General features: G+C 50.1%; 21 protein-coding genes and 1 tRNA gene. 10 read left to right on the top strand and 12 right to left on the bottom strand.

Going from position 1 to position 21,399, the window contains the following annotated elements; translation table 11 throughout:
• The first annotated feature begins 77 nt into the window (after positions 1–77).
• Together ftsZ and KIS29_03350 are read left to right on the top strand one after the other, a co-directional pair.
• Positions 78–1,259, top strand: a complete 1,182-nt coding sequence (gene ftsZ / locus KIS29_03355; GenBank protein ID MBX8639357.1) for a cell division protein FtsZ — start codon at positions 78–80, stop codon at positions 1,257–1,259.
• Positions 1,260–1,437: 178 nt separating this feature from the next.
• Positions 1,438–2,010 (top strand): hypothetical protein, encoded by a 573-nt coding sequence (locus KIS29_03350; GenBank protein MBX8639356.1) that lies wholly within the window; start codon positions 1,438–1,440, stop codon positions 2,008–2,010.
• A 32-nt stretch (positions 2,011–2,042) separates the two neighbouring features.
• Here the strand turns inward: KIS29_03350 and KIS29_03345 are convergent, their stop codons facing one another.
• A complete protein-coding gene (locus KIS29_03345; protein ID MBX8639355.1) occupies positions 2,043–2,552 on the bottom strand; it encodes a 50S ribosomal protein L16 in 510 nt (169 codons plus the stop codon).
• A gap of 363 nt (positions 2,553–2,915) precedes the next feature.
• Here KIS29_03345 and KIS29_03340 point away from each other — a divergent pair, with 363 nt between their 5' ends.
• Positions 2,916–3,932, top strand: a complete 1,017-nt coding sequence (locus KIS29_03340; protein MBX8639354.1) for a type II glyceraldehyde-3-phosphate dehydrogenase — start codon at positions 2,916–2,918, stop codon at positions 3,930–3,932.
• 9 nt (positions 3,933–3,941) lie between these two features.
• Positions 3,942–5,183, top strand: a complete 1,242-nt coding sequence (gene pgk / locus KIS29_03335) for a phosphoglycerate kinase (protein MBX8639353.1) — start codon at positions 3,942–3,944, stop codon at positions 5,181–5,183.
• Between the two features lie 15 nt (positions 5,184–5,198).
• On the opposite strand, the gene KIS29_03330 is transcribed toward pgk, so the two are convergent.
• On the bottom strand, positions 5,199–5,855 hold the full coding sequence (locus KIS29_03330; protein ID MBX8639352.1) for a phosphoribosyltransferase: 657 nt from the start codon (positions 5,853–5,855) through the stop codon (positions 5,199–5,201).
• Between the two features lie 182 nt (positions 5,856–6,037).
• Here KIS29_03330 and KIS29_03325 point away from each other — a divergent pair, with 182 nt between their 5' ends.
• A complete protein-coding gene (locus KIS29_03325; GenBank protein ID MBX8639351.1) occupies positions 6,038–6,283 on the top strand; it encodes a PRC-barrel domain-containing protein in 246 nt (81 codons plus the stop codon).
• A gap of 23 nt (positions 6,284–6,306) precedes the next feature.
• Here KIS29_03325 and KIS29_03320 read toward each other — a convergent pair whose 3' ends face one another.
• Together KIS29_03320 and KIS29_03315 are read right to left on the bottom strand one after the other, a co-directional pair.
• Positions 6,307–6,912 (bottom strand): peptidase C39 family protein, encoded by a 606-nt coding sequence (locus KIS29_03320; GenBank protein MBX8639350.1) that lies wholly within the window; start codon positions 6,910–6,912, stop codon positions 6,307–6,309.
• Between the two features lie 175 nt (positions 6,913–7,087).
• A complete protein-coding gene (locus KIS29_03315) occupies positions 7,088–9,298 on the bottom strand; it encodes a CDC48 family AAA ATPase (protein ID MBX8639349.1) in 2,211 nt (736 codons plus the stop codon).
• 461 nt (positions 9,299–9,759) lie between these two features.
• Here KIS29_03315 and KIS29_03310 point away from each other — a divergent pair, with 461 nt between their 5' ends.
• Positions 9,760–10,287 carry a hypothetical protein gene (locus KIS29_03310; GenBank protein MBX8639348.1) on the top strand — a complete coding sequence of 176 codons (528 nt, stop codon included), beginning with the start codon at positions 9,760–9,762 and terminating at the stop codon, positions 10,285–10,287.
• 139 nt (positions 10,288–10,426) lie between these two features.
• On the opposite strand, the gene KIS29_03305 is transcribed toward KIS29_03310, so the two are convergent.
• The gene (locus KIS29_03305; GenBank protein ID MBX8639347.1) at positions 10,427–10,633 is read right to left on the bottom strand and encodes a hypothetical protein; all 207 of its coding nucleotides are present in this window, start codon (positions 10,631–10,633) and stop codon (positions 10,427–10,429) included.
• Positions 10,634–10,748: 115 nt separating this feature from the next.
• Complete coding sequence (locus KIS29_03300) at positions 10,749–11,321, bottom strand: SIS domain-containing protein (GenBank protein ID MBX8639346.1); 573 nt, start codon at positions 11,319–11,321, stop codon at positions 10,749–10,751.
• Between the two features lie 144 nt (positions 11,322–11,465).
• Between KIS29_03300 and KIS29_03295 the strand changes: the two genes are divergently transcribed.
• Entirely contained in the window at positions 11,466–12,698 is a 1,233-nt protein-coding gene (locus KIS29_03295; GenBank protein MBX8639345.1) for an NAD-dependent epimerase/dehydratase family protein, read from the top strand.
• Between the two features lie 384 nt (positions 12,699–13,082).
• Positions 13,083–14,729 (top strand): recombinase RecA, encoded by a 1,647-nt coding sequence (locus KIS29_03290; GenBank protein ID MBX8639344.1) that lies wholly within the window; start codon positions 13,083–13,085, stop codon positions 14,727–14,729.
• A gap of 11 nt (positions 14,730–14,740) precedes the next feature.
• Here KIS29_03290 and KIS29_03285 read toward each other — a convergent pair whose 3' ends face one another.
• Positions 14,741–15,181: a hypothetical protein gene (locus KIS29_03285; protein MBX8639343.1), complete on the bottom strand. Its 441-nt coding sequence runs from the start codon at positions 15,179–15,181 to the stop codon at positions 14,741–14,743.
• A gap of 669 nt (positions 15,182–15,850) precedes the next feature.
• Between KIS29_03285 and KIS29_03280 the strand changes: the two genes are divergently transcribed.
• Together KIS29_03280 and KIS29_03275 are read left to right on the top strand one after the other, a co-directional pair.
• Positions 15,851–16,300 (top strand): single-stranded DNA-binding protein, encoded by a 450-nt coding sequence (locus tag KIS29_03280; protein ID MBX8639342.1) that lies wholly within the window; start codon positions 15,851–15,853, stop codon positions 16,298–16,300.
• A 299-nt stretch (positions 16,301–16,599) separates the two neighbouring features.
• A tRNA-Phe gene (locus KIS29_03275) sits at positions 16,600–16,688 on the top strand.
• 18 nt (positions 16,689–16,706) lie between these two features.
• Here KIS29_03275 and KIS29_03270 read toward each other — a convergent pair.
• From KIS29_03270 to KIS29_03250, 5 genes are all read right to left on the bottom strand, one after another.
• The gene (locus KIS29_03270; GenBank protein MBX8639341.1) at positions 16,707–17,498 is read right to left on the bottom strand and encodes a hypothetical protein; all 792 of its coding nucleotides are present in this window, start codon (positions 17,496–17,498) and stop codon (positions 16,707–16,709) included.
• Between the two features lie 71 nt (positions 17,499–17,569).
• Positions 17,570–18,724, bottom strand: coding sequence for an amidohydrolase (locus KIS29_03265; GenBank protein MBX8639340.1), 1,155 nt, complete (start codon positions 18,722–18,724; stop codon positions 17,570–17,572).
• A 72-nt stretch (positions 18,725–18,796) separates the two neighbouring features.
• On the bottom strand, positions 18,797–19,489 hold the full coding sequence (locus KIS29_03260) for a transcriptional regulator (GenBank protein MBX8639339.1): 693 nt from the start codon (positions 19,487–19,489) through the stop codon (positions 18,797–18,799).
• Between the two features lie 90 nt (positions 19,490–19,579).
• Entirely contained in the window at positions 19,580–20,485 is a 906-nt protein-coding gene (locus KIS29_03255; GenBank protein ID MBX8639338.1) for an inorganic phosphate transporter, read from the bottom strand.
• A complete protein-coding gene (locus KIS29_03250) occupies positions 20,485–21,159 on the bottom strand; it encodes a DUF47 family protein (protein ID MBX8639337.1) in 675 nt (224 codons plus the stop codon). Before KIS29_03250 ends, KIS29_03255 begins: the two co-directional genes overlap by 1 nt.
• Positions 21,160–21,399 lie beyond the last annotated feature (240 nt).

Here is a 21,399-nt window from a genome sequence, read left to right as displayed (position 1 = left end):
AAACCCCTCTTTTGGTTAGACAGTGTAGAAAAATTTATAATACCAGCTGTCTATAAGGAGTGCCAAGGGATGCACTTATGCCGAATTCTCTAGTAAAGAATGCACTGGGTTCGGAATTTTCCGTACCCGTAGAAAAGGTGGCGTATTCTCAGTCTGCGACGGATACACCTCCTGTGAGCAAGGACGACGAAGAGCTGGCCAAAATAGCCTCCGCTCTGGACGTATGTATAAAGATCATAGGCTGCGGCGGGGGCGGCACGAATACAATCACCCGCTGCTACGACTCTCAAATACAGGGCGCCCAGATGTGTGCAGTGAACACAGATGCAAAACATCTGCTCTCTGTCCATTCGCCAAGGAAGATACTGATAGGAAAGCGCCTCACGCAGGGGCTCGGTGCGGGAGCTATTCCGGAAGTCGGGGAAGAGGCAGCAAGGGAAGCAGATCCTGACATCAGATCCTTTCTTCAGGGAGGACAGATAGTCTTCATTACCGCCGGGATGGGCGGAGGAACAGGAACGGGCTCGGCGCATTACGTGGCCAGACTCGCCAAAGAGATGAAGGCACTTACGATAGGCGTCGTAACTCTGCCGTTCAAGGCAGAGGGCGATCTGAGAATGGAGAATGCCATGGCCGGTCTTGAGAAACTCAGACGCATCTGCGACACAACGATAGTCATACCGAATGACAAACTGCTCGACCTAGTTCCGAAATTGCCGATTGAAGCTGCCTTCAAGGTCGCGGACGAAGTCCTGATGCAGACGCTTAAGGGCCTGACCGAGATTGTCACCAAGCCCGGGCTGGTGAATCTGGATTATGCCGACATAATGACGGTGATGAATGAAGGCGGGGTGGCGTTCGTCGGCATAGGAGAGAGTACTTCGGACGACAAGAGAATAGAGGAGGCAGTCAGTGAAGCGCTCAATTCCCCTCTGCTCGGCGAGATAAACCTGTCAGAATCGGCTGGATGCCTGATAAGGGTTACGGGCGGTCATGACCTCACAATTTCCGAGGCTGAAAAGGCTGCGGAAATTGTAAGTTCCACGATAAGCAGGAATGCAAGGATCATCTGGGGATGTTCGGTTGACGACGGACTCGACGGCACTGTCAGGGTTCTTCTCATAGTCACCGGTGCAAGGTCCAAGTACATGCTTGCAAAGGAGGACAATGTGGAGAATGTTCCCGAAGTGAGCCGTGCGGTTCACGCCACCGGGTACTCTTCCCATAATGTGGACGACGGCATAGACACCATAAGGTAAAAGGACTGCGCAGACCGCGGACCGTAACTGCCCGCCTTCAGCACCTTATTCGCTGTCTCAAACACCTTAAATCAACTTTTATCATGTGACCATGCGCTGCCATACCGCGCAATCCTGTTCCCGTGCCGGAACAAAAGGTTTTATTGCATACCGATGCTTCGAAAAGTATCCGTTTTCCATGAAAGTGAACATTGCATCAGGTCAAAGGATTATTGTCATAGGATCGCCAGGAGCAGGAAAATCAACCTTCTCCGCGGCCATTTCCTGTATAACCGGATTACCGCTCTGCCATCTCGACAGATTGTACTGGAAGCCAGGATGGGTTCCAGTGGACAGGGAAAAATTCCTGGAACAACTCAGGGAGGTTATTTCCTCTCCTTCATGGATAATAGATGGCAACTATCAGTCAACGCTGAATGAAAGATTCGAAGCGGCAGACACAGTGATTTTCCTCGACTTCAACCGGATTGTATGCATTGCCGGCGCTCTCAGGAGGCTTTTCCCAGCCGGCTGGAGGGATAGGAAAGATATGACAGAAGGATGTGAAGAAAGATTCAATAGAGAGTTCCTCAAATTTCTTCAGTTCATCTGGTTCTATCCGTCAACAGGGAGGAGGGAAACTGTAGCAATGCTGCACTCTGAAAGATCCCGAGGGAAGACCATATATATCCTTCATAGCAGAAATGAGGCGAACGATTTTATAAGAAGTATTGCCGGCCAGCAGCCTGACGGAACCTGTCTGGAGGTCTGAGGCGAAATTTGTGATTGAAGCTGACAGGAACTTCAGGCTGTAGCTCCTTCGACTGTAATGTAGCATGGACTCGGCAGTTTGACGGCAGCCCTGTTCAGCGCCTCTTTTGCTGCATCGATGTGCTGTTTGCCGACCTTGATGGTCATAATCGTCTGATTTCTCTTTACCCTTGCTGCCGTTCCGACGGCTTTTCCGAAAGCAGCCCTCATTCCGTCGGATACCCTGTCTGCTCCTGCTCCCGTTGCAAGTTTGTTCTCCCTCAGAACGTTGTGTGGATAGACTCTCACTTTCATGAAGAAGCCGTTTGCCCCCGCCTTTTTGGAGAGCGCCCTGTTTGCGGAAATCCTTGCGGCCTCAAGTGCCGTATGCCTTATCTGGCAGGCTTCCTTTACATTCAGGCTCAGAGATACCGGAAAGCTCGAACGCAGATCGCCCTGCTCAAACTGATTTATCCGTGGCGCAGGTACGCCGCCCATGTATTCTTTTCGCGTGTACGACTGTCCGCGTATTCGACTGTACATTCTGGCCGGTTTTCTCGCCATTTACACACCAACTCTGCTTCCTGTGAGCCTACATACGATAATTATATAACAGTTTTGACAGAAATAACCGGCTCCTGAGACGCCATCCTGCCTGCCTGATGGTATTGTCCGGAATTTGGAAATGTGCGCCGCACCTCAGTCACTGTCACCAGGCACCGAACTCACGGCGGGCGATATTATCTGCATGACTGCTTCATAAGTTTCTGCGACGCATGCTCAATTATGGCAAGCTATAAGTTTTTTAATCCCTGAGCAGGTACCAACATGCAGATGTCCGGCGTTTTGCATTGTGGCACAGTGTCATAGTGCCGGAATGGCGCATTCATGTCAAGATGACCGGCGGGTCTGCTTGAGTTGTACGTTATGACCGCGAGAATTGCAGTCAACGGTTTCGGCACCATCGGGAAGAGAGTAGCCAGGGCTGTCAAGCTCCAGGACGATATGGAACTCATCGGTGTTACGAAGACAAAGCCGAGCTACGAGGCAAGGCTTGCTAACAGGGAAGGTTTTCCCCTTTATGTGGCAGACAGCGCAAATGTGGATGAATTCAGGAAACAGGGCATAGATGTCGAGGGCGATATCCACGATCTTCTGACAAAAACCGATCTGATCGTAGACTGCACCCCCGAGGGCGTAGGCAGTGAAAACAAGAAACTGTACGAGGAGGCCGGTGTCAAGGCGATATTCCAGGGCGGTGAGAAACATGAAGTGGCAGGTTTTTCCTTCAATGCATTTGCCTCCTACGAAATGGCACTTGGAAGGAAATATTCGAGGGTTGTCTCATGCAACACCACGGGACTGATAAGAACTCTCTATCCTCTGGACAGAATGTTCAAGGTGGAAGATGCCTTTGCGGCCATAATCAGGCGGGGCGCGGATCCTGCCGAATCCAGGGGAAGCGCACTTAACGCTGTCGAACCGTCGCTCCATGTTCCCACTCATCACGGTCAGGATGTCCGGACGGTCCTGCCTGATCTGAAGATAAGCACTATGGCAGCCAAGGTTCCGACGACCAACATGCATGTCCACTGCCTGTATGTCAGGCTCAGAAAACAGGGCGTTACAACTGCGGACGTCCTTTCACTCTGGGATCAGATGCCGAGAATAAAGTTTGTCAGCGGCAAGCATGGAATAAAGACCAGCGGCCAGATAATGGAAATAGCAAGGGATCTGGGCAGGCACGGGGGTGATTTTGCGGAAACAATAGTCTGGGAGGACGGCACTCATGTCGAAGGAAACAGCCTGTATTACTATCAGGCAGTCCACCAGGAGAGTGATGTAATACCTGAAAATATAGACTGTATCCGTTCCATGATGGAGATAGAGAAGGATGCGTCAAGAAGCATCAGGAAGACAGACAAATCTCTTGGAATTGTATGAAGTGGTTGCATGCTCCTGGACGGCATAAAAACTATCGACTCCTTCTCACCACGCGGTAAAAGGATCCTTCTCCGCCTGGATCTCAACTCACCTGTGGACAGGAAAACGGGCAGGATCGAGGGAAGGGAGAAGATAGTTGCCGCCTCACGTACGCTCCGCGAACTTCTGGAGAAGGGCGCCTCGGTAGCCGTTATCGCACATCAGGGAAGACCAGGTGGTTACGACTTCATATCTCTCGAGCAGCACAGCCGGATTCTCGGAGAGGCTGCGGGCGCAGATGTCCGTTTTGTTCCTGATATTTGCGGTAAATCTGCTGCGGATGCCATTCACAGTCTGTCAGCGGGACATGCGCTTGTGCTTGACAACGTCAGAGGGCTGGATTATGAGCAGAAGAATGCAAGTGCGGAAGAACATTCAATGCGTGAACTTGTTACTGTGCTTTCTCCCCTCTTCGACTATTTCGTAAACGATGCATTTGCAGCAATACACAGGGCCCACTGTTCCATGGTGGGGTTTACCAGAACGCTCCCTTCTTCCATAGGGCGGCTCATGCAGGATGAACTTTCCCATATTTCCGGTCTTCTGGACAATCCGGAGAGACCGGCCGTTTACGTCTTCGGAGGAAAGAAATTTTCCGATTTTCTTCCGGTGCTGAACAGCGTCAGTTCCGGCAGACACGCGGACAGTATTCTTCTCTCCGGACTCCTTTCTGTCGCTTTTCTTGTCGCAAAGGGTGTAAAAGCAGACAAAAAAACGCGTGACTACATACTGGCAGAGTCGGGTGACGACTTTGTATCCGCGGCAGCCGAACTGCTTGAAGCCTCGGACAGGATATATCTGCCCACTGACCTTGCATTCAATGTGGACGGCAGAAGGGTGAATGCGAAAGCCGATCAGTGGATTCAGGGCAGGGAGGCATGGGACATAGGTGATGAGACCATTTCCCGGTACTCGGGAATTATTTCATCCGCAAGGACTGTTTTCATTTCCGGTCCTGCGGGAGTTTACGAGAAGGAGGGCTTCGGGAAGGGCACAAGTGCAATCTTCAGAGCCGCAACTGAAGGAGATAAATACAGCATTGTCGGCGGAGGCCATACGGCATCGGCCGTCTCAAGTCTCGGTTTTACGGGGCACTTCTCATACGTCAGCACGGGCGGAGGTGCCCTGGAGGCACTTCTGTCAGGAAAGAAACTCGATGTTCTGGAAGATCTGAGGAGGAGCGCAGAAATCTTCAGCGGCGCTTTCAGATAATGTGCTCCTGCCGAATCAGTTTTTGCGCCACAGACCGCCGGTCCTGGACACTATCCCGAGTTTGGAAAAACGCACCAGGGTAGTCAGCAGCTGCTTTTCAGACAATGTTATGCCGTTGTCAGCCCGGAGGAGTTCGGATATTTCACTGAGTGTTTTTTGTGAGTCTGACAGTATTCCGGTGATGAATGCAGCCATATCCTCATTGTAATTCCAGGGGAATACAAACCATTTCCAGTTCGCCGCGTTAACCTCCTCTGCATAATAGTCCGGAACAAATTTCGAATGGCTTATGTGAAGCATCGCGGCGCATTTTGTTTCTTCCGGTCCAAGTGACTTCACATGCTCAAAAGCGAGCCTGATGCTTTCCCCGGTATCCGTGATATCATCGACTATCAGAACCCTCTTTCCCTGAAGATTCTCGCTTATTCCGGAGGATAAGACAGCTTTCCCGTCTCTCGTTGCTGTCATTCCCCAGTGCTGCGTCTTCACCGAAATGAGATTCTTGACGACCAGTTCATCACACACGAGTCTGGAGGGAACCCAGCCGCCCCGGGCCATGCCTACGATTACATCCGGCCTGAATTCGCTGTTCATAACTTTCTCGGCTATGGCCGAACACCATTGGACTATTTCCTTCCACTCGACCAGTCTTGCGGTAACCGTTTTCGGCATAGTGGTCCCTCTCACGCATAATCTGCATGGTCAAGAATTTACCGCTCTCTGCGGCGGTTCCCGGTGAGCTGGACAGGACGCTGCCGGAGGCCATGCAAAGCCTGCTCCGATACGCTCGTGGAGCAGTTCGACATGATTAAATATGGTCTTCAGGGTATCGGAACGACAGTGATGGTGCCGGAATGCCTTCAAGAAAATTCATAACCGAACTTAAGGGTAAGACTGTGATGACCGAGGACGGGCAGATTCTCGGTCTGATTGACAATTTCATAATTGAGACTGCAACTGGTATGATAGAAAACGTTCTTGTAATACCTGCGGAGGAAATAGAACCAAGACTCTTCCGGACAGACGATCAGGGAAGACTCGTCCTGCCATTCAGTGAAATGAGGGCAGTCAAGGACGTTGTTGTCATGAATATGAAGTGACTGCGTGAAGTGACTGCGCCCTGTCACTTCCGCGGCCCTGTTACCAGGAGTATCTTCTCCCCGTGGAAACCGTTGATTCGCTTTAATTCGGAGAGTGGCAGCATACTTTCCTTTCTGTCGAGTGGATTGTTGAAATACAGCATGCTGTCCTCAATGCCTGTAATGACAATCCAGTGAGGTGCCTCGTCATCACCGAGCGCTGAAGCATCGGTTAGAAGTACAGGAACCCTTCCTTCATGGAAAGCCTCAAGGATCTCCTTTTCGCCAAAATCATCCGTCTCTTCCTCGACAAGTCCCATCCTGATTGCCCTGTCCTTCCTTTCCATGTAGATTTCCCTGAAAATCGACATTTCATGCGGTCCCAGTCTTCTGCTGATCCTCTCAAGGAACTCTATTCCCTTCACGTTTGTTCTGATTTTTACTGTGCAACCCCGTCTGAGAAGCGGCAGCGAAATGCCGTATCTTCCCATTCCGAGTGCAAGAACACTCGTTCCCTCCCGCCAGAGATCCATCTCCGAGTCCCTTCCCATCACGAAGCCGCTGTCGAAAAAAGAGAGTACCATGACAAGGCAGGCTGCTCCGCATGTGAAATCCATTGTCTGTCTGTAGAACGGTACTTCAAGCTTCATTCTGCTTCGTTTCCGCTTCGATTTTCTGATATTTCAAGTTATTCCGCTTCAGGCATTCAGCTGCCAGGTACAGGTTATTTTCGCCAACCGCTCATTCGCAGGGAAAAAAAGTTTTGCGTTTTGCGGTTTCAATACTGAAACATGCCGGAAGAGGTGGCTAACTGCGGGATATTTCCTATCTGTAGTATCCGTATCCTCCGGCACTCTCTCCCTTTCTTATGAGAGCAGACCTGAGGTCATGGCCAAAGCGCTCATAGTAGCGCATTGTTTCTTCATTTGTCGAGGGGAATACTGTTGTCAGAGCCTTCTCAAAATCTGACATTTTCACCTCCCTGGCATCAGGATTTTCCCTGATGGCATTGAATGCGGCTTCCCTGCACAGCGCTTCAATGTCTGCTCCGACAAAGCCTTCGGTTCTTTCTGCCAGATCCTCAAGATCCACGTTTTTCAGAGGCATTCCTGAGGTGTGAACCCTGAGAATATCCAGCCTGTCCTCCTTGTCAGGCACCGGCACGAGCACAATCTTGTCAAATCGTCCCGGCCTGAGAAGAGCCTTGTCAACAATGTCGGGCCTGTTCGTGGCCGCAAGTACTGTAACCGAACCAAGCGACTCCAGGCCGTCAAGGGATGTGAGTATCTGATCAACCACTCTCTCGCTTGCACCGGAATCGAAACTCATTCCTCTCTGCGGCGCGATTGCGTCCAGCTCATCCAGGAATATGATACTCGGGGAAACCTGTTTTGCCTTCTTGAATATCTGCCTGACAGCTTTTTCGCTCTCGCCGACCCATTTGCTCATTACTTCCGGGCCCTTTATAGCTATGAAATTTGCCTTGGACTCATTCGCCAGAGCCCGGGCAATCAGTGTTTTTCCCGTACCGGGCGGACCGTAAAGAAGTATACCCCTGGGTGGTGTTATCCCAAGTCTCTGCAGCTTTTCCGGCGATTTCAGCGGCATTTCTATTGCCTCCCACAGCTGTCTTTTGATTGCTTCAAGCCCTCCGACATCCTTCCAGGCAACCGTCGGTATTTCGATCTGCACTTCCCTCATGGCGCTGGGCTCGACCTCTTTGAGTGCGTTCATGAAATCAAGTTCAGTAACCTTCATCTTTTCCAGCATGTCGGCGGGAATCGGCTTATCGAGATCAATCTCCGGAATATATCTCACAAGCGTCTTCATTGCCGCCTCACGCGCAAGGGCGGCGAGATCTGCTCCGACAAAACCGTATGTAAGATCAATGAATTTATTCAGGTCGAATCCTTCTTCAAGAGGCATCCTTCTGGTGTGTATGAGCATTATCTCTTTCCTGCCGTCCCTCGTCGGAACTCCGATCTCTATTTCCCTGTCGAAACGTCCGGGTCTCCTGAGAGCAGGATCAATTGCATCCTCCCTGTTTGTCGCCCCTATGACTATCACATGGCCCCTCTTGCTCAGTCCGTCCATTAACGTGAGCAGTTGCGCAACAACCCTCCTTTCCACCTCGCCCTGTACCTCTTCTCTCTTCGGAGCGATGGAGTCGAGCTCATCTATGAATACGATGCTTGGCGCATTTTTCTCCGCCTCCTCAAACTTCTCCCTCAGTTTTTCCTCGCTCTGGCCGTAATATTTGCTCATTATCTCCGGTCCCTGAATCGAGTAAAAGCTGGCACCTGCCTCGCTCGCCACAGCCCTGGCAATCAGTGTTTTGCCCGTACCGGGCGGACCGTAAAGCAGGACACCCTTCGGCGGATCAATACCGAGTCTCTCAAAGAGCTCGGGATGCTTCAGCGGGAGCTCTATCATCTCACGGACTCTCTGAAGTTCATTTTCGAGCCCTCCGATGTCATCATATGTTATCATTGGCGCTGCCGACTCGCTTACCTCGACAGCCTCGCTTTTGACTACGAGTTCAGTCGTGTCAACAACGAGGACAACACCTGCCGGTGTTGTCGAGATTACAACAAACGGAAGGAAGTCGCCTATCAGCGCTATATTCGGAATTATTATTTCATCGCCCTTGACAAGCGGCCGGTTCATCAGCCCCTTTTTGAACAGCTCTTCCACGCCCTGGCCGAATTTCACCTTTTTGCCCTGCGGTATCTTCGGAGCGACAACCACTTTTCCGGCTTTCTGCACGTCTGCCTTTTTGGCAACCACTTTCTCGCCAATGCTGACGCCGGCATTGCCCCTGATCATGCCGTCTATCCTGATTATGCCCTTGTTCTCATCCTCATGCGAAGCCCTGAAGACTTTTGCCGCTGTCCTCCTCTTTCCTATGATTTCTATGATGTCCCCGACTTCAATCTGGAGTTCCTTTCTTGTCGCAGTGTCTATTCTGGCCCTTCCCAGGCCGACTTCCGATTGATGGTGTGCACGCGCAACCTTCAGCGTAATTCCTTCACTCATTTTTCAATCACTCTGCAATTCTCCCGAACGGTTCAAAGCATTCCTTCGATCGCTACTGATTCAATTCCTTTTGCTTTAAGTCTTTTTGCTTACATTTTGAGATTGCGGGAGTCACGGGACTCAATCACAATACGCCCTGACTGCGGCGAAACCTGCTCTGGATTCCGCTTTCCGGAATTCTTACGGTGAGTGGAGGGCATTCCGCCCGGAGATTGAATGACACCCCCTCCCAATGCCAGGATCAGGGATATTTCACCGTGTGCTCAACCACAATTTGCGATTAAAATAAATCAGCAGCTGGTCATCGAAATATATTTTAATAATAAATTCATTATTTATATTGTGTATGCCTGACAGAAATGAAAATAACCCTGCAGTTTCCGCTTTTTTACCAATTTCCAGATATGTCATACGATCGTCAGACAATATTTTATACTTGAAATGCAATATGCCTGCTGGAATTGGAAATCGGAAGATTTCCCTATTCGGTGAAACAAAACGAAGAAGAGGATGGGAAAATGTTTGACAGATTGAAACGTGCGTTCGGTCGGAGAAAAGGCAATGTGACGGCAGCAGCCGTATCTGCGGAAAGTTCTGTTGTGACCTCGCCCACACCTGAGGAGACACTCGCTGCAGAAGAGGCGGTTGTTACTGCGCTCGCAAGTGCTGCCGAGCTTCCCTCGCAGAGAATTGAGGCGGAGGCTAACGACACTCTGAACAAGATCGCGGCATTACTGGCAAACGAACCTCCGAAACTGAAGAGAGGAAGCCCGGGCGGCCAGGAGTTTGTCGTAAAACTGACATACAACCAGAAGGAATGGATAGAGAACACATATCCAGGGTATGTGAAGACGCATGAATTTGCTCCGTTCCAGAGAGTAATGCAGTCTTTTGTTGAAAAATATATCCAGTCGGTCGAGGACATCGCAAATCCGGTACATCAGGAAAGCGCTGGAAACTATCAGGAGACCGCAGCCCAGGAAGCCTGAAATCCCGGTGTCAGGAAAAACCCGTATTTCATTCCGGTTGTTTAAGATCGGAATGAACAACCCATTTCGGAAGCGGAATCGCGGAGAAAAACTGTCCATGTCCGCAGGCGTGGTGTATTCCACAGTTTGAACAGCCCGGCTATTTTCTTTCTCCGTTTCTCGCTTCAGTCAACTGTCCTTCTTTCTTTATCGGCCTGCTGCAGATTGCGTATTCGTCACCGTCAAAGAAAACATCAAGATCCGGATTCGAGGCCTGAATTTCCTTTATCTTCTTCAACACGTCCTTCAACGTCAGCTTGCTTCCCTTCTTGATTTTGACGTGTATTTTCTTCTCGTTTTTGTTCAAGCCTGCACCAGCTTCAAGTATCGGCCTCTGTAAGATTAATTGATTTGTGATGATATTATCTTTTGTGTCTGTTCTTGCCTGCCCCTGCGCATACGGCCCTGCTCAGTGCAATCCCTTATGCCAGCGCATCCTCCACCAGCCCGGACAGTATGTGGCCGATGAGTATGTGGCATTCCTGTATCCGCTGGGTATTCTTCGACGGTACCTTTATGTCGATATCGGTTTTGCCAGCCGGGAAACCGTTCTCCCCTGCAAGACCTATCGTCCTGCATCCTATTTTCCTTGCCGAATCAAGCGCCTTTAGTACATTTTTTGATTTTCCGCTTGTGGAAATGCCGACTGCCGTGTCATTTTTGCTGCAGTTTGCCTCCACCTGCCTGGCAAATATTTCCTCATATGAATAGTCGTTAGCAATTGCCGTGAGTATCGACGTATTGGTTGTGAGTGCAATTGCGTCGATGGCCCTCCTCTCTTTCTTGAATCTTCCTACCAGTTCGCCTGCAATATGCTGGGCGTCGGCAGCACTTCCGCCGTTGCCGAAAATGACCATCCTGCCTCCGGATTTGTAAGATCCGATTAAAATTGCCGCAGCCTGTGCAATCTCCTTTGTGACGGATAGGAGCATTCTGTGGACATTGAGCGATTCTTCGATCTCCGCGGCAATTTCCCTTTCCAGTTCTCCGGTCATCCTAACTCCTTCAAGTCATTGTGAAGTCAGTATAAAAATGAGACGAACTGCCTCAATTCATCCGTTTATGAGTGCCGGAGCCGCAGACACCGGAAAGGTTTATTAGTGCCATGATTCTGTCGAATTTAATCCCGGCTGGTGTTCATTACGTCAAATACTGTTATATTTGGTGGAGACGGATATATCGGATGGCCCCTCGCGATTCATCTTGGTGCTCGCAGGGACGACAGAATAATCATTGTTGACAACCTGTGCACCAGGAAACTGGTCAAATCGGTTAAGTCCGACACCCTTGTCCCCATACGGTCAATGAAGGAGAGGCTTTCAGCATACACGAAGGAGACCGGGAAGAGGAACATCACCTTCGTGGAGGCCGATGCACGCGACCCGAAGGCGGTTGACAGGATAATCGAGAAATATAAACCGGAAAATATTGTCCACCTTGCACAGCAGAGATCTGCGCCCTTCAGTATGGTGGATCAGGAGCATGTGCTCTATACCGAGCTGAACAACATAGCAACAAACCTCAACGTGCTTTTCTCAATGGTGAGGCACGTGCCTGATGCGCATCTGCTGAAGATGGGAAGCATGGGAGAGTACGGAACACCCGGAATAGAGATTACAGAAGGGGACATAGAGCTGGAAAGGAATGGGAAAAAAGCCAGGCTCATGTTTCCGAGGATGGGAGGCAGCTGGTACCACCTCAGCAAGATATTCGATACGTATAATGTGGCAATGGCAAACAGGGTGTACGACATAACCGCAACGGACGTGATGCAGGGTGTCGTATTCGGCACCAGGGTCGACGAGATCACAAACGACGCACTCGCCACACGCTTCGATTTCGACTCGATATGGGGGACCGTGATAAACAAGTATGTGGTTCAGTCGGTCCTGCTCAACAAGCTGCTCATATACGGCAAGGGAAGGCAGACGCGTGGCTTCCTTTCCCTTTATGACAGCGTTAACTGCCTCACGCTTCTGCTGGACAATCCGCCTGAGAAGGGAAAATACAGGGTGGTCAACCAGATAGATGAAATATACGATACGCTCCAGCTGGCGGAAAAGGTGCAGAAGATCGGCAGGGAATACGGCATAGATGCGGGCATGGAGTACGTTGAGAATCCGAGGGTGGAGAAGGAGGAGCATATTTACGAGGTTGAACACAAAATACTTCCTTCGCTGGGATTCAGAAGGGAAAAGAGCATGGATGAAGTAATACACGAGATATTCGACGCGGTCATACAGAACAAGAAGAGGGCTTCTGCGATGAAGAAGCTCATATACCCCACCGTCTACTGGAAGACCGCTACGGAACTGAATATGAAGGATTTTGCTATGCCAAAGTCTATCATGGATTACAGGAAACCGAAGTGAGAGAGACGGGCGTCACCTGCCGTTTAACGCTGTTTCAGGCCAGGGCTCAGAAGGATTAGACAGGGCCCGGATGCAATACCTGGTTTGCATAGCGCCCCGGATACCGAAGTGGCGGTTAATCTGAACTGGATGCGTATTGATTGTTTCCAGGATCCGGGTGCCACTCAATGACCTGAACCACATCATCCATGCTCTTTTCAATCGGCAAATTTCTGCGGCATGCAGGGCCTTTCAGACAAAAACACGCTGTCAGGAGTGTCAGGGCCGGGCGGGAATGCGTATTGCCTGTCCAGATTATTGAGTATGCAATAATGCTTTTATTGAAAATTTACAGCGAACGGTTAAATACGGACTTATCGGGTAATCCTCTGCCAGTGAATATTCTTGAACGGAGAAGGCGGTCTGCAGACACGTGGAAAGTGCAGCGTATGCGGCAATGAGCTCGATCAGTCAGGCTCCTGCACGTACTGCGGCAATAGAGTCTCCATCAGCACGGGCGGGCCACTGGGCGATTCCTCATTTCACCGGAATGGAGATGATAGTGCGAGTTTTGGAGTGTACCCTCCCACTGTCACTGAAAACGGCGAGGAGGATCTCGAACCCATACTGCAGTGGCTCTCGGGCAATTCGGAACACTTTGTTTCAGTTGTCGAAGATGAAACCGGCACTCCGGCTACTCCGGCATCCGAAGGTACGCAAACAGAACATAAGAATGAGTCAACTGCCGACTTGCCCAATTCCGTGGATGAAAGCGAAGTTATTCAGCTCCGGAAGAAACTTTCAGAGGCCGAATCGACAGTGAACAGTCTGAGGACTGAAATAAAGGCGATAGAAGCAGTATCTGTCATGGGTTCTGGTAATCTCGAGGATAAAGTCAAGGAACTCGTCAGAGACAGGGTTGTTTATGAAAATAAACTGAAGGACTACGAGAAGACCATTGACGAATTGAGAAACGAAATGAAGTTCAAGGATGAAAAATCCAGGGAACTCGAGGAAAAGCTGCGCTTCAAGGAGGAAGAATTCAACAGGCATGAGGTGGATCTGCAGCACCGGGAGGAGCTGATGAAGGAGCAATTGAGGCAGATAGAAATAAAGAAGCAGCAGCTCGGCTCGATGAAGGAGGTGGAATTGAAGAAGGCCCTTGAGGATCTCAGAGAGCAGATAAAAGAAAAGGAAGAAAAACTGAGGGCCACGGAAAAATATCTTTCCCAGAAGGAAGCAGAAATCAGGAACCGGGAAAACGCTCTCATAGGAAAGGAGATCGTGGCGATGGAGGAACTTGCAGTTTCCGAATTGAGGCAGGAGAAGGTCAAGACAGGAACTCCGCGTCTGGACGATCTGCTCCTTGGCGGGTTGCCGGTAAGCGCCCAGGTTATCATCTTCGGTCCGTCATTCGTCGGGAAGGAAATTGCGATGAACTCCTTTGCCGCTGAGGGACTCAGGAAGGGAATACCGCTGATCTGGGTGACAACAGACAAGACAGTTGCAGAGATAAGGGAGGAGATGTCTGTTGTTATCAATGGCTACGACCAGTATGAGGAACTCGGTCTGGTTTTCTACATAGATGCATATTCCCGTTCCATCGGAGACAATACATCAGTCAAGAACGCCGCATACCTGGAGAATGGTGCCGATATTGAGCGCATAAACACAATGGTCGAGGAGCACCTCAAGACGATAAACGACATTGTCGAGAAGAAGAGCTACCGTCTTGTTTTCAGATCAATTTCGAGCCTGAGTGCGAGCTACGACGTCAGGAGCATTTTCAGGCTGATGAGGCCTTTCGTCGCAAAGAGGAAGAAGGACAGAAGCGTCGGTATGTACAGTGTGGAGAAGGGGATAATGAACGATCAGGATGTCCAGATAATCAGTTCGATAATGGACGGTGTCATGGAATTCATGACGGACGGGCAGAACAACTTCATCTCAATTCAGGGTATATGCGAAACACAGACAAGGGATAAGATAAAATACACGGCTTCAAAGCGCTCACTGACGATAGGGTCCTTTACTCTGGGCCACATTAAATAAGCGCCTTCTGTTTATGCCACTTCCATCCCCTTGACCGACTTGTTTCCCTGTTTCTGCTGTCCCACGTCAACCTGCGGCAGCGGAACAGGCGGCGGCAACTGCAAATCCCTTGATACCAGCAGCGCTGTGGGGATGCAGTTGGCCATGACCGCATTATGGACAGCATTGGCAAAGTCTGTCGGCATGTTGCCCGTCTGTCTCCATTCCTTCACGACCGATTCCGGTGATCTGGAATCATCGCTGACTGTTATCTTGCCTTCGATTTTGATGAAGCCCATTCCGGTATAATTGGCTGTAAAACGGAATTCGATTGAGACATCCGTGTTGCTTACTGCATTCATCGCCGTCACGGTACTGTTGTGGTCTATCCTGACATTTACCATCTTTTCACCAAGCTGAGAAAATCTCTTTGCTTCAAGTGTATTGACTTCCCAGCCCTTTATTCCCAACATGAAATATCCCTCCGCCTTTGAAATTGAAGCAGACTCCGGCAACCGTCAGAGTGCACGATTACCGGCATCTGTCTTCCTTTTTCCTGCGGCAGTATATTGTCATAGACATGTCCCCGCTTATAAATCCATTTGGCCATCGACAGGGTCTGCTTAATTTCTGATTTCCGTCCAAACCCATGATTATCGTAAATTGGCATTTGAATGTCATCCGGCATATGTACTCCCTGAAGGGAGTGTCATCCAGCTTTGCAGCGTGCAGCCGGTACACCGTTGCCGATCATGTTTTGAGGCATTGACCTCTCCCCGCGGACATCACTTCCATGAACATAGCTGTATGTAGCTGTAGAAATCAGGCATTAACCGGATACGGACATGGCCTGCAAGACATGGGCTGAAATAACAGTGTCCGGAAGGGAACTACATTAACACGCGTTGCAAAACAGTTGTTTAATTTCGTTTTTCGTAAGTTTGCGAAACGCTTCCGCTGCCTCGAATTCGGCTGTTCTGAATGTGCATTCGCCATAAATGTTCATTATTGAGCTGTAATAGCACGTTATAAAGTATCTTTTGTTTTGCTCCCCTGCGAAGCGATACTTTAAATAAAGCACCGTAAATTGAATGTTAGTCTCCGAATAAGGGGACAAAAAGCGTAAACAAGGAAGAATATAGATGGAACAGAGCAAGGAATTGACAAAAATAGCCGATTTGACGCCCGAATCAAAGAGCGTCAATGTGATAGCAAAAGTACTCTCAGTGGGGGAGCCGAAAGAGATTCCCTCCAAGTTTGGACCTTCGAGAAAGGTCGCTGAAGTGCCTATAGCAGACGAGTCCGGTAGCGTGGTCCTAAGCCTTTGGCAGGATCAGATTGGAACAGTCTCTGAGGGCGAAACGATCCAGATTGAAAATGGATACGTATCGCTTGTAAAAGGACACATAAGAGTAAACGTTGGGAAGTACGGAAAGATAGCGAAGAGCGAAGTGGACATAGCTGACCCGAGCACCGGTGTAAACGTAAGCGACAAGGAATACGAGCAGCCGGAAAGGCGCCCGTTCAACAACAGGCGCAGGTCATTTGGCGGCGGCGGTGGCGGCAGGCGGGACGACAGAGACAGATACTGAATAACTGACCCGCAGGTTTTGACTTTGCTGCATATGCGGCTACCAAATCCTTTAATTTTATCGTCTCAGATTAAAATCTGAGGCTTAATTTTTGCATTTTTTCATCATTCCGATGGCAATGGCAGATTTAGCTTTCCCCTTTAGCTGCAAAGGAATGGCCTGTGAAACAGATGATTTCCGAATGTATTTCCAGAAAGCGAGTCGCCTGTGCTGAGATGATCTGTCGCATAATTCATGTGCGTCCTGCAGGTCATCGCGCAATTTAAATTAAATAATGGCAGCGTTTACCTTCTCGACGCGCCGCAGTAACTCAGCCTGGGAGAGTGTGAGACTGAAGTGTTTCAACACGGAAATCTCAAAGTCGCCGGTTCAAATCCGGTCTGCGGCACATGCTCCCCGGCACCGCTCACTCCTGTTTGAAGACGCGATCCTTCCACGCAGGCGGCATCGGATATTTTCTGTCGAGCAGATAATAGCTCCTCCCGCCCTCCGACACAAACGATGTCACGACATAACCGCCGCTGAACAGCTCTCTGAATAATTTTCTTGTCTCCATCCTCCATCTGATTGCCGCATCCATCTTTTCTTGTTTCAATCGCACAAAGTCATAGGGTATTTCGACAGTCACCCTGTCGCCGGCCGGCTCGTGCACCGAGGCAATCTCCCTCATCCCGCTTCTTCCAATCCTGGTTTCGGTTAAAGTCTCGTAATCTTCCGGCCTGAATGTTTCCGATTCTCTTTCTTCGCCTGTCCACCATTCGGCTATGAGTCTGTCTGTTTCAATGCCTGCGTTCAGCCTGTCGGTCATCGTCCCGTAGAAGTTCACAAGATATGTTCTGCTTATTGCGCCCAGTTTTCTGATATTGAAATTGCCGTTAAGGCTCATCAGGGGATCAAAAGTCCATGCGACCAGCTCATAACCATGCTCTCTGGCCCACTCCCTCTGCCTCAGTTTAAGTCTGCGGCCAATGCCTGAATATTTCTTTTGCTCTATGACACCAGTCATGTGTGAATAAACGTAATACCTGTCCCCGGCCCTTCCTATTATCCCGAAGAGGAAGCCGACGAGTTCTGCGCCATCGTACGCACCAAGAACGAGTCCGCCGTGGTATCTGACTGCATTCAGCAGATCTCCTACAAACGACTCCGGCTCCTCCATTCCCCAGGCGCTTTCAGCAACGGCTAATACCTCCTTCATTTTTTCCGGATCGTTTATTTCACATATTTCGACCAGCAGATCATCTCCAGTGGGTTTCGTGCATCTCAGTTCTATGGACTGTTCCAGTTCTCTGCAATGATTACCTCCAGCATGATGCCATAGAACATGGCATTCTCATCGAAACGGAAGACAGCACTGTGCTTGGAAGCCCTTGTCGATAAGTCCCCTCCGGTGCCCAGAAATGCGAATGCCCCCTTCACTTTTTTGAGATAGTATGCAAAGTCCTCGCTGCCCATGGTGGGACTGCAGGCTGCATTGCCCATGAATCCGCCGGCAAGAGTTCTGCATTTTTCTGCGAATTCACGGTCGTTTATCACAGCCGGTCCGCTGTTCAGCAATTTGATTTCTGCGCTCACTCCAAAATTTGTCTCCGCTGCCGAACAGGCTCTCTTCATACCCTCATAAAGCCTTTTCCTGACATCCTCTGAAAAACTTCTCATCGTCCCTTTCATCACAACCTCGGAAGGTATGACGTTTGCTGCATTTCCTCCCTTTATTTCGCCGAACGATACCACCCCGCTCTGCAGCGGATCCAGTGTCCTGGAAACAAGCCAGTTAACGCTGTCTATGATGGATGAGGATGCAAGTATCGTGTCCTTCGCGAGATGGGGATATGCGCCATGCCCTCCCGCGCCCCTGACTGTAATTGAGAACTCGTCCGGTGCGGCCATTGCCGGGCCGTCCAGGATTGCAACAGTTCCGGTATCAAGCGATGGCCATACATGCAGACCGAAAACCCTTTCCACTCCTTCGAGTGCTCCCGCCTCAATCATCATCTTCGCACCCCTTCCAATTTCCTCCGCCGGCTGGAAAAGGAACCTGGCATGAGCCCTCTTCCTGTCGTGTATGACGGCAGCCGCTCCCGCCAGCATCGAAGAGTGCGCATCATGACCGCATGCATGCATAACTCCTTCCACCCTGCTCGAAAATTCCTCTCCGGAATTCTCAATGATGGGGAGGGCGTCCATGTCGGCTCTCAGCGCGATAACCGGCGGGTCGCCGGAATCGCAGACAACGGACGGGAACCCGTAACTGTGAGGGTTCAGGCCGTGTCCGCTCAGGAATGCTGAAATTGCCGCAGCTGTATCATTCTCCTTCAATGAAAGTTCAGGACGGGTGTGTATTTTCCTTCTGAGCTCTATGCATTCGGGAAGTATTTTCCTGACATGCGATTGAAGCTCGCTGAGGTATCTGGCGTCAGGCATAGTGAAACCGCATGCCTGAGATCATATTTATCATGAATTCATGCCGCACAATATCCGGCACAAAGAAATGCTTCATTCTGTCTTCTTCGGTCTGATCAGATAGCGGCACATGTGTTTTCCTTCAACCATCCAGTGAGTCCGCTCAACACTGTCTCCGAGAAGAGCCCTGAAGAGCTCCAGTTCCTTTGTGCACGCCGCGCCGTATTTTGATGCGACCTGCATTAGGGGGCAGTTGTGTTCTGCGAGCACATCTGTCCCGTCATCGAGCTTCCCGGATTCTGCAAGGAAACCTTCCTCCTCCCTTATCCGTGCAAGTTCCTTCACCCTGTCTTCGAACGACAGGCCTGAAAGCCTGGCCGAATATCTTTCCTGGAGTTCGTTCTTCCTCCTTTCAAAGAACTCCGTGATGCCCTCCTTTCCCACCTTTTCCTCTATAAATGACAGTGCCGACAACGCAATGTACGGGTACGATGTAGGGAAAAGATAGTGTGCGCTGGGCGTCAGTGAATATCTGTACTCCGGCCTGCCGACACCTGACCTCATTACCCGTTTCTGGACAAGCCTGTCTCTCTCCAGATTTGAAAGATGCTTGCTCACCGCCATTTTGCTGATGCCCAGTGATGCGGCTACGTTTTTCATGCTCGTCTCTCCGTTCTGCTTCACTATGGCGATAATCGCATTGCGTGTTGAATGGCTGGCCTTGTCCATCAGATCTGTCCTGACCAGCTCGTTGTCAATCTCGTAATGTTTTCTTCCGGGCATCATTTCTCTCCTTTGGCACAGTTACGGCGGGAGCCCTATCTTTTATAAGCTTAATAGTTTAACTATTTTCAAAATCTTTACACAGTCCTCCGCTTATATCAAGTATCCGGCCAGAAAACTCGCAGCAGGAGCAATGATCCATCCCAGCACGATGACTGCAAAGGGCTTCATCGAAATGTATCTCTGCTTATATGAAAGACCGGAGCCAAAGAGACCTGCGGACAGTGTCTGCGTGCTGGAGAGCGGTATGCCGAACAGCGTGGCAAGTTCAACAAGCAGTATGGAATTCGCAAGCGTGATGAGTGCATTCGAGTATCGCAGAGAAAAGAGTTCATGACCGACACGCCTGAGTTCCCTGGAGCTGAGGAGGACGGTGCCGATTACAATTGCAGCTATCGCGACAATGAGGTTTGGCAGACTGTAGCCGGCAACGGAAACCATTAGGCCAATGGTGTTTGCGCCGAGAACATAGGAGGCGAAGAAGGAGGCTGCGATGAGCATGACTTTGTAAACGGCCACACGATTCCAGATGTCCCGCGGATCGGATCTGTTTACAGCCTTCGTCAGAATGAATGCGGAAACTAGCGCAACCAGCGGAGCCACAACCCACATTGCCGCAACTTCCCCGAAGTAATGGAGGTCTATCGACTGGTGGTGTGCATATGAAATGCCGGCCATCAGTCCGACCAGGGACATAGTCAGGGACAGTGGCGCCTTCAGAAAATGACCTATCAGGAAAACAATGACTGTGACCGCGAGGGCTTCCGTCACAATTGCGGGAGTCGGGAACGGCAGAAGCCTTGAGGCAGCCTTTTCCAGATATGAGCCCTGTATCAGCAGGCCCAGAATGTATCCCAGTGTTCCGAGCGCAATTCCTGATTTCCTGCCCAGGATGCCTGACCCGATTGTTGTGCCCACGCAGGCGCTCAGGTTGTTTCCCGCCACAAGCGAGACTGCTGCCAGCAGCGCGATTGCCGTGGTAATGTAGAACGTCTGCATCACTTCGAGATCGATGTCGCTATTGCCAGCACCAGGTCGGAGACATCCTCGCAGCCGTCCAGTATGTCATCAATTTTGTGTATCATGTTGCTTACGTGGTTGAACTGGAGGAAATTGATCTCCGCGGCAATGCTGTAAAGTTTGTCAAATGCCGCATCCTTTATGTTGTCGCCGTCTTCCTCAAGTTTCTCGATGCTCTTCCTGTCCTCCTTCATTTCGCCTATGTCCTTTGACTTCAGCATCCTTGTCAGCAGTTCCATAGCCTGATCTGCAAGTTTCATCATCGAGAGGGCCATTTCGTTGAAAACTGAAAGTTTGCCGTCTTCTTTCTGGGTATCAACCGTTCTCATGCGGTTCATTTCCCTGCTGATGTAGTAGAAGTCGTCCATCACGCTGTCGGCCATCTCCACGCATTCAAGGAGATTGTCGATAATGTTGGAGCTTATTGCACCGTTTGTTATTTCGTTTTTAATACGGAAACTCAAATTGTCCGACTTCTTCTCGAGAAGCCTTATCTTCTCATTTTCCTGCTGTATCGAATCTCCGCGGGGATTGACGAACATGGCGGTTATTATGCTGTCCGCTTCCCTGGCAGTGTCTATGATCTCTGCCACCTCTCCGAACACCTTTCTTTCGCCTATTATGAGCATTCCCTTCAAATCGCGTAAGTTCATCGGTCCGCCCTGTTCAATTTTTCAAAGCTGAGTGAAAATGCCCTTACACTGGTGAAGTTTATAAAGTCGATTATGCCGCAGACAGGAAATTACGATATTCGTTACATTGCATGCATTGAAACTGTTTAACCGGCCAGACCGTTGCCTCAGCCGATGCCAGCCGATGTTATCAAACTATGAAACTCATGTCGCTCTGTTTTATATTCAGTTCTGAGGGTAATTGTAACCAGACCGGTGTTG

This window comes from Candidatus Sysuiplasma jiujiangense (genome assembly GCA_019721075.1).
In the GTDB taxonomy this organism is placed as follows: domain Archaea; phylum Thermoplasmatota; class Thermoplasmata; order Sysuiplasmatales; family Sysuiplasmataceae; genus Sysuiplasma; species Sysuiplasma jiujiangense.
The sequence above is the reverse complement of the archived record's forward strand: the minus strand, read 5'-3'. Positions and strand labels throughout refer to the sequence as shown.